Here is a 13,547-nt window from a genome sequence, read left to right on the forward strand (position 1 = left end):
GCGCCCCGGAACAACATTACGCGTCGAACGGATCGCGCAGGATCATGGTTTCAGTACGATCCGGGCCAGTTGAGATAATATCAATCGGCACACCAGTAAGTTCTTCAATACGTTTGATGTAATTCAGCGCCGCCTGTGGCAGACCGCTGCGATCTTTCACACCAAAAGTAGACTCAGACCAGCCAGGCATGGTTTCGTAAATAGGTTCGATACCTTCCCAGTTGTCAGCAGCCAGCGGCGTGGTCGTCACTTCGCGGCCATCCGGCATACGGTAAGCAACGCAGATCTTCACCTCTTTCAGGCCATCCAGCACGTCCAGCTTGGTCAGGCAGAAGCCAGAAAGGGAGTTGATCTGCACAGCGCGACGCACCGCAACCGCGTCCAGCCAGCCGGTACGGCGGCGACGGCCGGTAGTAGCACCGTATTCGTTACCCTGTTTGCACAGAAACTCGCCAATATCGTCAAACAGCTCGGTCGGGAACGGACCGGCGCCCACACGCGTGGAGTATGCTTTGATAATACCCAGCACGTAATCAACGTAACGCGGGCCAAGACCAGAACCGGTAGCGACGCCGCCCGCCGTAGTGTTGGAAGAGGTTACGTACGGGTAGGTGCCGTGATCGATATCCAGCAACGTACCCTGCGCGCCTTCAAACATGACGAAATCGCCACGTTGACGCGCCTGATCCAGCAGGTCGGAAACGTCCACAACCATCGCAGTCAGGATGTCGGCAATCGCCATCACATCATCCAGCACTTTCTGGTAGTCAACGGCTTCCACTTTGTAGAAGTTCACCAGCTGGAAGTTGTGATATTCCATCACTTCTTTCAGTTTGTCGGCGAAAGTCGCTTTATCGAACAGATCGCCCACGCGCAGACCGCGACGAGCTACTTTATCTTCGTAAGCCGGGCCGATGCCACGGCCGGTGGTGCCGATAGCTTTCGCGCCGCGCGCTTTTTCACGCGCAACGTCGAGCGCAACGTGATAATCAAGGATTAACGGGCATGCTTCGGAAAGCAGCAGACGTTCGCGAACCGGGATACCACGGTCTTCCAGTTCTTTCATCTCTTTCATCAGCGCCGCCGGAGACAGCACAACGCCGTTACCGATAATGCTGGTGACGTTTTCGCGAAGAATGCCTGATGGAATAAGATGGAGGACGGTTTTTTCACCGTTGATTACGAGAGTATGGCCTGCGTTGTGACCGCCCTGGTAGCGCACAACATATTTAGCCCGTTCAGTCAGAAGATCAACAATCTTCCCTTTACCTTCGTCACCCCATTGGGTGCCCAGTACGACGACGTTGTTACCCATTTTTCAAAATCACCGTTTGCTTAAAAATGGATTCTACCACCGCTTTTTTTCAGATTCAGCACTTTTTCCGCGCAAAATTGACCAAAGACGCCCACTTTTCACTCAGCCAATCGTTTTCCTCAACATGTAGTAGATCACTACACCCGCAACCACAAGCCCACCGCCAAAACGACGCAGAAGATGGTCCGGAAGCAGGCTCAGCGAGGCAATCATACGCCGCCAGGCACGCGGATAAAGCATCGGGCCCAGGCCTTCAAAGACCAAAACCAGCGCCAGGGCGAGCCAGATTGTCGAATTCATGTCTAATCCTTAAAAAACAAAACCACCGCCGAATTTTGGCGGTGGTTTTTATCATGAAAACCGCTGGCGCAAACTTAGCGTGTCGCGGAAGTCGGCGTTTTCATATAACGGAAGAAATCGCTGTCCGGGCTGAGCACCATCACGTCCTGGTTGCTATCAAAGCTATTTTCGTATGCGCGCAGGCTGCGGATAAAGGCATAGAAATCCGGGTCCTGACTAAAGGCATCGGCAAACAGTTTTGCAGCTTCAGCATCGCCTTCACCACGAAGGATACGCCCCTGACGCTCAGATTCCGCCAGTGTTTTCGTCACTTCGTAATCCGCGGCGGCACGCAGTTTTTCCGCTTCTTCCTGGCCCTGCGAACGGTGACGACGAGCTACCGCTTCACGCTCAGCGCGCATACGGTTGTAGATCGCATCCGACACTTCTGCCGGCAGGTTGATCTGCTTGATACGCACGTCGATCACTTCGATGCCCAGCGCCGCCATACTGTTCGGGTTGATAACCGGTACTTTACCATTGGTTTCAGCCTGTACACGCTCTGCAGCTTTCGCAATGGCGTCATCTGCTGCCGGCGTCGCCACTTCGTCTTCCGTCCCCGCAGAACCGGAGTTCAGCGCATCACGCACTTCCAGCGTCAGACGGCCACGAGAATCGGTAACGATGTCTTTCACATCCAGACGACCAATTTCAGAACGCAGACGGTCAGAGAACTTACGTTTCAGCAGTACCTCGGCCTGAGAGACGTCACCGCCGCCGGTCGCCAGGTAATAACGGCTGAAATCGCTGATGCGCCACTTGATATAAGAATCAACAATCAGGTCTTTCTTCTCTTTAGTAACAAAGCGATCGGCCTGGTTATCCATGGTCTGAATGCGCGCATCCAGCAGTTTAACGGATTCGATAAACGGCAGCTTAAAGTGCAAGCCCGGCTCATAAACCAGCGGTTTATTTTCGTCGTCGCGCAATACTTTACCAAAGCGCAGCGAAATTCCGCGCTCGCCTTCTTTCACCACAAAAATAGAGGTGTAGAGCACTACCAGCACGATGATGATGATCGCGATAACTGACTTACGCATCGTTATTCCCCCTGACGCTGGTAGTCGTTACGCTGCGCGTTTACGCGGCGTTGGTCCATGATGTCTCCGGCAGATGGTGCCGGGGCGCTATTCGCACTGCTACCAGAGTTGGACGCAGGCGGCAGGCGCAGCAGGTTGTTTGCGCCACTGCTGTCACTCTTTGCCGCAGGTGCGCTCGCGCCGCCTTTCAGCATCTGATCCAGCGGCAGCACCATCAGGTTGCCACCTTTATCGTTAACCAGCACTTTGCGCGTATGGCTCAGCACTTTTTCCATGGTTTCGATATACAGACGCTCGCGGGTAATTTCAGGCGCGGCTTTATATTCCGGCAGGATCTTCGCAAAACGCGCCACTTCACCCTGCGCTTCCAGGACGGTCTGCGTCTTATAAGCGCGCGCCTCTTCGAGAATACGCTGTGCCTGGCCGTTTGCACGTGGCTGTACTTCGTTGCTGTAGGCTTCCGCTTCACGGATGTACTGCTGCTCGTTTTCACGTGCTGCAATCGCATCGTCAAACGCAGCCTTCACCTCTTCCGGCGGACGCGCAGCCTGGAAGTTGACGTCGAGCAGGGTAATCCCCATGTTGTACGGACGAATGGTCTCTTCCAGCTCACGCTGGGTATCGCTACGAATAACGGTACGCCCTTCGGTCAGAATACGATCCATGGAATATTTACCGATCACACCACGCAGGGCGCTGTCGGTTGCCTGGCGCAGGCTGTCGTCGGCGCTGGTAACGCTAAACAGGTAACGCTCAGGATCGGTCACGCGGTACTGCACGTTCATCTCAACGCGCACGACGTTTTCATCAGAAGTGAGCATCACGCCGGAAGCCGCCAGTTCACGAACCGACTCGACGTTTACCGCCGTTACGCTATCGATAAAGGTCGGCTTCCAGTTCAGACCCGGCTCAACCAAATGGCTGAACTTGCCGAAGCGCGTAACGACACCGCGTTCTGCTTCTTTAATGGTATAGAACCCGGTCGCAGCCCAGATAATCACAGCTGCTGCGGCAACGATGCCGACAATGCGTCCGCCCACCTGACCGCGAGGGCCAGAGGAACCAGGCGCGCCGCCGGTACTTTTACCACCGCCCAGACCACCGAGCTTTTTACTCAGTTTGCGGAAAATATCATCCAGATCAGGTGGCCCCTGATCGCGACCGCCTTTGTTTCCATTTCCCTCAGAGTTGCCGCCTGGTTTGCTGCTTCCCCACGGGTCGCGGTCCTGTCCGTTGTTACCGGGCTGATTCCACGCCATGTATGTGCTCCATATGTATATATCGTGCGGTGTATGCCCGGCCTCGCGGGCACCCCCAAAGGGGAAAAATCTTCAGGCTGCCGGTCAAACGACGTATTCTTCGAGTGCCGGTTCTTGTTTACAGAGTCGACGCCAGTCGACAATCGGCATACGCACCTGCATACCTACGCTGCCATCGTCTTCCATCCACTCTTTTTCTATTGCCTGAAGCTGGTAAAACCGACTTCTCAGATGTCCTGCCTGCGGTGGTAAACGCAACGTGTGCTGCGCGACTTCACCGGAAAGACGCTCTGTTAAAGCCTGGAATAACAGTGGTACGCCAATACCCGTCTGCGCAGAGAGCCAGACGCGAATTGGTTTATTCTCTTCATCCCGGTCGATACGCGGCTCAAAATCTTCCAGCATATCGATCTTGTTCATCACCAGCAGCGTTGGGATCTCGTGCGCTTCAATCTCTTCAAGCACCGTATTCACTGCATCAATGTTCTCTTGCACGCGCACATCGGCGGCGTCAATAACATGCAGCAGTAGCGTCGCCTGACGCGTCTCCTGCAAGGTCGCTTTAAATGCCGCCACCAGATCGTGCGGCAAATGGCGAATAAACCCGACCGTATCGGCCAGCACGGTTTCGCCGACATCTACTACGTCAATACGACGAAGCGTGGGATCCAGCGTCGCAAATAACTGATCCGCCGCGTAGACTTGTGCTTCGGTAATCTGGTTAAACAACGTGGATTTACCGGCGTTGGTATAGCCCACCAGCGAAACCGTTGGAATATCGGCTTTCGTGCGGGAGCGACGTCCCTGCTCACGCTGCTTCTCAACTTTTTCAAGACGCGAGAGGATCTGAGTAATTCGATTACGCAGCAAACGACGGTCGGTTTCGAGCTGGGTTTCACCCGGACCGCGCAAACCAATCCCGCCTTTTTGTCGTTCAAGGTGGGTCCAGCCACGCACCAAACGCGTCGCCAGATGGCGCAACTGCGCCAGCTCAACCTGCAATTTCCCCTCGTGCGTGCGCGCACGCTGGGCAAAAATATCTAAAATCAGACCGGTGCGATCGATAACCCGACATTCGCACAGTCTCTCCAGGTTTCGTTCCTGGGCAGGGGTTAGCGCATGATCAAAGAGCACGACGGAAGCACCCGCTGCTTTTACGGCATCCGCAATTTCTACTGCTTTACCTTCACCAACAAAGTACTTGGGGTGCGGTGCTTTACGGCTACCGGTAATCACCTGCATTGCTTCGACACCGGCGGAAGAGACCAGAGATTCAAACTCCTGGAGGTCTTCCATATCTTTGTCTTGCGAAAAATAGATGTGTACCAGTACCGCCTGCTCACCGGCGTCATAACGGTCAAACAAGCGTAAACCCTCATAAAATACCAGCGGGGAACACAGCTTAACTGGCTCCCCGATCTGGAAAATCAGCCGTCAACCTTATTCGGTTTCTTCGCCGTCTTGCTGTGCAGAGCCCTGCGCGTTGCTACCGTGATGGTAGTTACTGCTGGTACCGCCGCCCGCATTGTTGCTGTGATGAGAAACCGGACGAGATGGAACAACAGTAGAAATCGCGTGCTTATAGACCATCTGGCTGACCGTGTTCTTCAACAGAATCACGAACTGATCGAAAGACTCAATTTGCCCTTGCAGCTTAATACCATTCACCAAATAAATTGAAACTGGAACACGTTCCCGACGCAGTGCGTTCAGGAACGGATCTTGTAAAGATTGCCCCTTAGCCATTCTATCTTTTCCTTATATGCTTGTTTTGTACTTAGAACCCGAAGGTTCTGAAAACTGCGTAAAAATTCGCGCACGATACGACTTAATTGTACACATTCACCCTGCGATAGCACTAACAACCTGTAACACGTCACGGTAAGACTTTTCCGGCTTTTCACTCTCTAACCAGTGAACGCCATCCCAGCCCCGCAACCAGGTTATCTGCCGCTTGGCTAACTGCCTCGTGGCGCAAATACCTCGATAAACCATTTCATCGTATGTGATTTCACCTTCAAGATACGACCACATCTGGCGGTATCCCACACAACGAATGGAAGGCATATCCGTATGCAAATCTCCGCGAGCAAAAAGCGCCCGCACTTCTGCTTCAAAACCTGAAGCTAACATCTGATGAAAGCGCTGCTCGATCCGTTGATGGAGCAGTTCACGGCTCGCCGGGGCGATGGCGAACTGATGCACCTGGTAAGGCAGAGCGTCTCCTGACGTTTGCGTCAGATCCGTTAAAGTTTTACCCGAAATGAAAAAAACTTCCAGTGCCCGGGAAAGCCTTTGCGGATCATTTGGATGAATCCGCGCTGCGGCAACGGGGTCAATCTCCCGTAACTGCTGATGCAACGCTTCCCATCCACGCTCTGCCGCCTGTTTTTCTATTTCCGCTCTGACTTTTGCATCTGCTGATGGCAGGGGCGATAACCCTTCCAGCAGCGCTTTAAAGTAGAGCATTGTACCGCCCACCAGCAGAGGAATACGCCCTGCTTCGGTGATCTCCTGCATCGCCGCCAGTGCATCGCGACGAAAATCGGCAGCGGAATAAGCCTGCGCAGGATCGAGAATGTCCAGCAACCGGTGCGGTGCGGCACGTAACTCTTCTGCGCTTGGCTTGGCGGTGCCGATATCCATGCCCTGATAGATAAGGGCAGAATCAACGCTTATCAACTCTACTGGCAAAACTTTACGTAACTCAATGGCTAACGCAGTCTTGCCGGAGGCCGTCGGCCCCATCAAAAAAATTGCCTTCGGCAGGCTTGCCTTAACTTCACTCATGTTTCAGGGCGTTCATCGCCGTTTGTAGCTCTACAGGTTGTAATAAACCATCTGGTGGTGTTTTCACCAGATGCGGACAAAGCCGTTCGACGTCGGCCAGCAGGGTAATCGCCTGCGCCACACTCCATTGCGGATGATCGCTCGCCAGATGACGAGCCAGCCACTGGGCTATATTCACCGCATCAATGCTTGTCTGCTGCGCCAGGTAGCCTATCAGAGCAGAAATCAAGATTTGTAAATTTTGTTGGCGCAAGGGTAAAGGCACTGCACGAATGGTCACATGCTGGCCATCCAGCAACAATTCAATACCCATTCCTGCCAGCACTGGCTGCGCACGCTTCAGCGCCGCACTCTCCTCAGTGGAGATTTTTAAACGTACCGGAATCAGCAGCGGCTGGCCGCATACCGGCGCATTATCCGGGGAGAGCTGCGCCAGTCGCAGCCAACGTTCAGCCACCGGCAACGCCAACAGCGCAAGGTTGCCATCACGCTCAAGCAGGGCAAAATGTGGCGCGATCAGCGTCAGCACGCGGCCAAAACTCTGGCAATGCCCTTCCAGTGCAGGAGCAACAGAAGTGACGCTTTCGGTTTTACGTTCAGCCGCAGGCGTTTCCAGCAACTGGCGATAGAGCGCCCCCTGCTGTTTCTGATACCCCGGCTGCGCATTCGGCCACGGTTGACCTGTAGCACTGTTGCCCCCGCGTGATGCGCCAGCAGCAGGTGATGAATAACGCGGCGCTTCGGGTTCCCGGGCAATGGGCGGCGCAGCAAACTGGTTGCGACCGGCCGCGACACGGTTCTCCGGCAATGCGCGCGGCGCAGGCTCCTCTTCCAGTTGAAGTGGCGTTTCGAGTTGCTGTTGCAGCACGCTCAATACGCCCTGATAGATAAAATCATGCACCAGCCGCGATTGATGGAAGCGTACTTCATGTTTTGCCGGATGCACATTCACATCCACCTGACGCGGGTCAATTTTCAGATAAAGCACAAAAGCGGGCTGCTGATCGGCACCCAGCTTATCTTCACATGCCTGCCGAATAGCGTGGTTAATTAACCGGTCACGCATCATGCGACCATTCACGTAGCAATACTGAATTTCAGCAAACGCGTTGCTGGTGCTTTTAGGATCGGCCACCCAGCCATGCAGAGATAAATCGCCGTGCTGCCACGCAATCTCCAGCGCCTGTTCCAGAAACGCCGTGCCGCATATCGCGCCAAGCCGACGCTCTTTTGGTGCGCCTTCGGCAACGGCGCGGTACTGGCGTACCATTTTCCCGTTGTGATTCAGATTGATAGTGACGTCAAAACGCGCAAGAGCAATGCGACGGATCACTTCATCGATATGACCAAACTCGGTTTTTTCCGTACGCATAAACTTACGCCGCGCCGGCGTGTTGTAGAACAGATCCAGTACTTCCAGCGTGGTGCCAACAGGGTGAGCAGCGGGTTTTACCGTTACGTCCATATCGCGGCCTTCCGCGTAGGCTTGCCACGCTTCTTGCTGATCGGCAGTACGGGAGGTGAGCGTTAAACGGGAGACTGAACTGATACTGGCCAGCGCTTCGCCGCGAAAACCGAGGCTGATAATCGCTTCCAGATCGTCAAGTGAGGCGATTTTACTGGTGGCATGGCGGGCCAGCGCAAGCGCCAGCTCGTCTTTCTTGATACCGCTGCCATTATCGCGGATGCGAATAAGCTTCGCACCACCGCGTTCGATGTCGATATCGATACGCGTTGCTCCGGCATCAAGACTGTTTTCCACCAGCTCTTTCACCACCGACGCAGGGCGTTCAACCACTTCGCCAGCGGCGATCTGGTTCGCAAGCTGCGGCGGTAGAACCTGTATCGGCATGAAAAATATCCTTAGTTAAGCAGACCACTTGCAGGTGCTGCAGCGCTGGCCGTTTGCCCGCCTCCGCCCTGCGGCGCGGATTGCAACGGATGAGCGAGGAAGTAGTTACGCAGACCACCGTAAATCGCTTCGGCGATTTGCTGCTGGTATGCATCGCTGGCCAGCAAACGCTCTTCGCCGCTGTTGCTGATAAAACCGGTTTCGACCAGTACCGACGGAATATCCGGCGAGCGCAGCACGCCAAGGCTGGCATGTTCCGGGCGGCGTTTATGTAATGCTCCCACGCGCTGAAGCTGGCTCAGTATGTTCGTGGCGACATCATAACCTACGCGCTGAGAATGGCCGAACTGTAAATCGAGCACCGCCTGGCTGAGATAGGGATCAGACTGGCTGTTCGCCAGCATATCGCCCGCGCCGCCCAGCAATTCGGATTGTTTCTCGTGCTGCTCCAGCCAGCCTGCCATCTCGCTGTTGGCGCGACGGTTCGACAGCACCCAGACAGACGCACCGGTAGCGTCACGGTTTGGCGCAGCATCGGCGTGGATCGAGACAAGAAAGTTGGCGTTCTGCTTACGCGCCACATCGGAACGGCCCATGACAGAAATAAAGTAGTCGCCGTCGCGAGTCATCACCGGCTTGAACATCGGATCGTCATTCAGTAGCGCACGCAATTTACGGGCGATGGAGATGGTGACGTTTTTCTCCTCCGTGCCGCCGGAACCAATTGCACCAGGATCCTGGCCCCCGTGCCCGGCGTCAATTGCAATCACCACTTTGTCACCGGATACCGTGCGCGATTGTACCGCCGGACGCGTCACGGTGTTGCTGCTGGTAACGCTGGTGATACGGTCATTGTCTGATTTAAACGGATTACGTCCAGGCAGCGTCGGGCGCGGCGTAACAACGGGCGTCTCGCGCTTCGCCACCACTGGCGGCGGGACGTCAGCATCGATGGTAAATACCACCTTGTAACCCGCACCGTTTTGCTGTTTCACCGCACGGGTTTTGCCGTTCTGCGTCAGATCCACTACCAGGCGGATTGACTGGTTATCTTTTGCCGTACCTGCACGAATACTTTTCACCAGATTGTTGCCGCTGAACTGCAACGGCAATCCCTGAATAATGCCGGTCTGTTTGATATCCAGCGCCACGCTGCGCTTATCCTGTTGCGAAAACGCATACTCAGGATCGCCCATAAAACTGAAGGTGATACGCGCCTGTCTGTCGCCATTAGACACCTGAATATCGGCTAAACTTGCTGCGCCAGCGTGAGCACACGCCAGCAAAAGAACTGCCGCCAACCAACCTTTCACGCGAGAGATCATCCCGTCACCCTTCCTGTTAACCGGCCATACGCGCCAGCAACGACTCACCAGATGAGGAAACAGCACGAATGCGCGCCTCACGCCCCTGCGCCTGGTAATCTAAATGGATTTCGACATCCGGGTCAGGCAGTACACCCGCACCTTGTTGCGGCCACTCGACCAGGCAAATCGCGTCGTTGGCAAAATAATCGCGGATCCCCATAAACTCCAGCTCCTCCGGGTCCGCAAGGCGGTAGAGATCGAAGTGATACACCATCAGCTTATCGAGGGTGTAAGGCTCCACCAGCGTATAAGTCGGGCTTTTGACATTCCCATGATGGCCTAAAGCCTGCAAAAAGCCCCGGCTAAAGGTGGTTTTACCCGCACCGAGATCGCCATACAGATAAATCACCGTCGCGCCGTCGCAGGCCTGCGCCACGCGATTGCCGAGATCCAGTGTCGATTGCTCGTCAGGTAAAGGAATAACTCGATTAATCATCTTTTGTATCAACTACATCCGGGTTAACAACACGCAAAAGCGTCATAAAAAGATCGGTGGCCAGCATACCGCGCTGACCATATTGTGCCGCCTGTCTGTCGGCCGCTGCGCCATGTGCAACGCATCCGGCGCAAGCCGCATCATACAAACTGAGTTTCTGGCCGAGCAGCGCGCCAATAATGCCCGACAGCACGTCGCCCATGCCACCGCTCGCCATTCCGGCATTTCCGGCATCAATAATGCCTGCCTCACCGGCCTCGCTCGCCACCACCGTACCAGCGCCTTTCAGCACCACCACGCCAGCGTAACGTTTTACCAGACGTTGAGCAGAAAGTAAGCGATCGCTTTCGATTTCCGCCACGCTACAGTTGAGCAAACGCGCTGCCTCGCCGGGATGCGGCGTCAGTACGCGATTGTGACGTTTATCGGGATTGATTGCCAGAAGGTTCAACGCATCGGCGTCCCACAGCATCGGCTTACGAAAATTCTCCACTTTTTGCAGCGCTTTTTTGCCCCACTCTTGCTGCCCAAGTCCAGGCCCTATCACCACCACATCTGCCCACTCCAGGCTTTCATCCAGCGATGCCGCCGTCAGCTCATGGACCATGAGTTCCGGGCGGGCAGTAATAATGGGTGGGATATTCTCGCTACGCGTCAGCACGCGAACCAGACCGGCACCTGCGCGCAGCGCAGCTTCACCGGCCATACGGATGGCACCCGCCGTGCCGTGATCGCCGCCAATGATCACCAGCCGTCCATGATCGCCTTTATGCGATGTTGGGCGGCGCGGTGGCAACCACTGCGCTAACTGGCTCTCATCAAAACGAGAAAGCGGTGCTTGCTGGCCGTTAAGCCACGGTTCAAGCCCCAGCGCATGGTGATGCAACTGGCCGACGACGTCACGCGCTTTGCCAGTCAGCAAGCCCGGTTTAAGCGCGATAAAAGTCACGGTGTGCTGCGCCTCAATGACTGCACCCGGTGTCGTGCCGGTTTGCGCATTCAGGCCGGAGGGGATATCCAGCGCCAGCACCGGCGCGGAATGTAGGTTGGCTTGTTCAATCAGCGCGGAAACATCGTCGCGCGGCGCGCGGTCAAGCCCCGTACCGAGCAAAGCATCGATAATTAAATCCACGTCGTCCGGCCAGGCGACATCCGCGGCATGAATGACACCTCCAGCATCAAGCCAGGCTTCACGCGCGGTTGCAGCCTCTTCCGGCAGCGGTTTGCTGCTCTCCAGCGCCAGCAGCGTTACGGCAATGCCTGCCGCCGCTGCCAACCGCGCAACAATATAGCCATCGCCACCGTTATTACCGTGCCCGCAAAGCAACAGCCAGCTACGCGTGTCAGGAAATTGCTCCCGCGCGACGGCAAACGCGGCTTCGCCCGCGCGCTGCATAAGTTCATAGAGCGTGATGCCGAGGCTGTCTGCCGCCTCACGTTCCAGGCGTTTCATCTCAGCCGTTGGCCAGACAGAGTGTGGTATACTTGCTGCGTTTTTCTTCATTTCTATGGTCCGTCATGTCACAGCCCCTCAATCTCAATGACTTAGCGCAACAAATCAAACAGTGGGGCTCTGAACTGGGTTTTCAGCAGGTCGGTATTACGGATACCGATCTCAGCGCCAGCGAGCCGAAGCTGCAAGCGTGGCTGGACAAACAATATCACGGCGAAATGGAGTGGATGGCGCGCCACGGCATGATGCGCGCCCGCCCCCACGAGCTTCTCCCCGGCACGCTGCGCGTCATTAGCGTGCGCATGAATTACCTTCCTGCACAGGCTGCTTTCGCCAGCACGCTGAAAAACCCAACGCTGGGCTATGTCAGCCGTTATGCGCTGGGTCGCGATTATCATAAGCTGCTGCGCAACCGGCTCAAAAAGCTCGGAGAACTTATCCAGCAGCATTGTGCTTCGCTGAATTTTAGACCTTTTGTTGATTCTGCGCCCATTCTTGAGCGTCCGCTGGCGGAAAAAGCCGGACTGGGCTGGACAGGTAAGCACTCACTTATCCTCAGCCGCGATGCAGGCTCGTTCTTTTTCCTTGGCGAACTGCTGATTGATCTTCCGCTGCCCGTGGATTCGCCAGTCGAAGAAGGTTGTGGGCGCTGCGTGGCCTGTATGACGATTTGCCCAACCGGCGCCATTGTCGAGCCTTATACCGTCGATGCCCGCCGCTGCATCTCTTATCTGACGATTGAGCTGGAAGGCGCCATCCCGAAAGCGTTTCGCCCGCTGATTGGTAACCGCATTTACGGTTGTGACGACTGCCAGCTGATTTGTCCCTGGAATCGCTACTCACAGCTTACCAGCGAAGAGGATTTCAGCCCGCGCAAAGCGCTGCATGCGCCCGCACTGATTGAGCTGTTCTCCTGGAATGAAGCGCACTTTTTGAAAGTCACGGAAGGTTCGGCGATTCGCCGTATTGGTCATTTACGCTGGCTACGCAATATTGCCGTTGCACTGGGCAATGCGCCGTGGGATGAGGCCACTATCCAGGCGCTCCGACAGCGGCTTGGTGAGCACCCACTTCTCGACGAACACATAGAATGGGCGATTGCGCAGCAAATTGAGAAACGAAATGCCTGCGTGGTGGAAGTACAACCCCCGAAAAAGCAGCGACTGGTACGGGTAGTTGAAAAAGGGCTGCCGCGCGATGCCTGAACCATCCACAGCCTGTGAATAAAATAAAAAACACATTACGATTCAACGTTCACAAAATCGTCAAGCGATCGAATTAACAGTTTGAAATATTATTTTATTTTTATTTTTCAGTCAGTTGAAAAGAGATTATTCACCTGACGAAGCGATAGGAATGTTGCGAATGAAAGTCATGCCTGTGGATAACTCTGTTCACAATAGTTTGACAGGACAATAAAAAAACGCCCCCAACGAGGAATCCCGCTGTGGATAATTTTTTATTGATGAAGATTTGGAGCGGGAAACGAGACTCGAACTCGCGACCCCGACCTTGGCAAGGTCGTGCTCTACCAACTGAGCTATTCCCGCATACTTATCTGGACAGGCTTGCTTGCCGTGACCAGTAAATCTGGATGGTGCGTGCCTTTCGGCATTTCAAATTTGGAGCGGGAAACGAGACTCGAACTCGCGACCCCGACCTTGGCAAGGTCGTGCTCTACCAACTGAGCTATTCC

The 13,547-nt window shown here is 55.0% G+C and carries 12 protein-coding genes and 1 tRNA gene; 1 reads left to right on the top strand and 12 read right to left on the bottom strand.

Annotated features, from left to right (window positions below):
* Positions 1 to 16: 16 nt before the first annotated feature.
* From purA to nnr, 11 genes are all read right to left on the bottom strand, one after another.
* Complete coding sequence (gene purA / locus DK872_RS18445) at positions 17 to 1,315, bottom strand: adenylosuccinate synthase (RefSeq protein WP_007372744.1); 1,299 nt, start codon at positions 1,313 to 1,315, stop codon at positions 17 to 19.
* A gap of 102 nt (positions 1,316 to 1,417) precedes the next feature.
* Positions 1,418 to 1,615: a DUF2065 domain-containing protein gene (locus DK872_RS18450; protein ID WP_035886960.1), complete on the bottom strand. Its 198-nt coding sequence runs from the start codon at positions 1,613 to 1,615 to the stop codon at positions 1,418 to 1,420.
* Positions 1,616 to 1,689: 74 nt separating this feature from the next.
* Complete coding sequence (gene hflC / locus DK872_RS18455; protein ID WP_007372742.1) at positions 1,690 to 2,694, bottom strand: protease modulator HflC; 1,005 nt, start codon at positions 2,692 to 2,694, stop codon at positions 1,690 to 1,692.
* Between the two features lie 2 nt (positions 2,695 to 2,696).
* Positions 2,697 to 3,953, bottom strand: coding sequence for an FtsH protease activity modulator HflK (gene hflK / locus DK872_RS18460; protein WP_007372741.1), 1,257 nt, complete (start codon positions 3,951 to 3,953; stop codon positions 2,697 to 2,699).
* Between the two features lie 84 nt (positions 3,954 to 4,037).
* On the bottom strand, positions 4,038 to 5,318 hold the full coding sequence (gene hflX / locus DK872_RS18465) for a ribosome rescue GTPase HflX (protein WP_161518687.1): 1,281 nt from the start codon (positions 5,316 to 5,318) through the stop codon (positions 4,038 to 4,040).
* Between the two features lie 75 nt (positions 5,319 to 5,393).
* Positions 5,394 to 5,699 carry an RNA chaperone Hfq gene (hfq, locus tag DK872_RS18470; RefSeq protein ID WP_007372739.1) on the bottom strand — a complete coding sequence of 102 codons (306 nt, stop codon included), beginning with the start codon at positions 5,697 to 5,699 and terminating at the stop codon, positions 5,394 to 5,396.
* 96 nt (positions 5,700 to 5,795) lie between these two features.
* On the bottom strand, positions 5,796 to 6,743 hold the full coding sequence (miaA, locus tag DK872_RS18475) for a tRNA (adenosine(37)-N6)-dimethylallyltransferase MiaA (protein WP_007372738.1): 948 nt from the start codon (positions 6,741 to 6,743) through the stop codon (positions 5,796 to 5,798).
* Entirely contained in the window at positions 6,736 to 8,595 is a 1,860-nt protein-coding gene (gene mutL / locus DK872_RS18480; protein WP_035886957.1) for a DNA mismatch repair endonuclease MutL, read from the bottom strand. Before mutL ends, miaA begins: the two co-directional genes overlap by 8 nt.
* 11 nt (positions 8,596 to 8,606) lie before the next feature.
* Entirely contained in the window at positions 8,607 to 9,920 is a 1,314-nt protein-coding gene (amiB, locus tag DK872_RS18485) for an N-acetylmuramoyl-L-alanine amidase AmiB (RefSeq protein ID WP_149289260.1), read from the bottom strand.
* 16 nt (positions 9,921 to 9,936) lie between these two features.
* Positions 9,937 to 10,398, bottom strand: a complete 462-nt coding sequence (gene tsaE / locus DK872_RS18490; RefSeq protein ID WP_007372735.1) for a tRNA (adenosine(37)-N6)-threonylcarbamoyltransferase complex ATPase subunit type 1 TsaE — start codon at positions 10,396 to 10,398, stop codon at positions 9,937 to 9,939.
* Positions 10,391 to 11,902, bottom strand: a complete 1,512-nt coding sequence (gene nnr / locus DK872_RS18495) for a bifunctional ADP-dependent NAD(P)H-hydrate dehydratase/NAD(P)H-hydrate epimerase (protein ID WP_035886955.1) — start codon at positions 11,900 to 11,902, stop codon at positions 10,391 to 10,393. Before nnr ends, tsaE begins: the two co-directional genes overlap by 8 nt.
* 14 nt (positions 11,903 to 11,916) lie before the next feature.
* Between nnr and queG the strand changes: the two genes are divergently transcribed.
* Positions 11,917 to 13,056 (top strand): tRNA epoxyqueuosine(34) reductase QueG, encoded by a 1,140-nt coding sequence (gene queG, locus DK872_RS18500; protein ID WP_079517060.1) that lies wholly within the window; start codon positions 11,917 to 11,919, stop codon positions 13,054 to 13,056.
* A 269-nt stretch (positions 13,057 to 13,325) separates the two neighbouring features.
* Here queG and DK872_RS18505 read toward each other — a convergent pair.
* A tRNA-Gly gene (locus tag DK872_RS18505) sits at positions 13,326 to 13,401 on the bottom strand.
* Positions 13,402 to 13,547: the final 146 nt, after the last annotated feature.

This window comes from Kosakonia sp. MH5, assembly GCF_009935945.1.
Classification (GTDB): domain Bacteria; phylum Pseudomonadota; class Gammaproteobacteria; order Enterobacterales; family Enterobacteriaceae; genus Kosakonia; species Kosakonia radicincitans.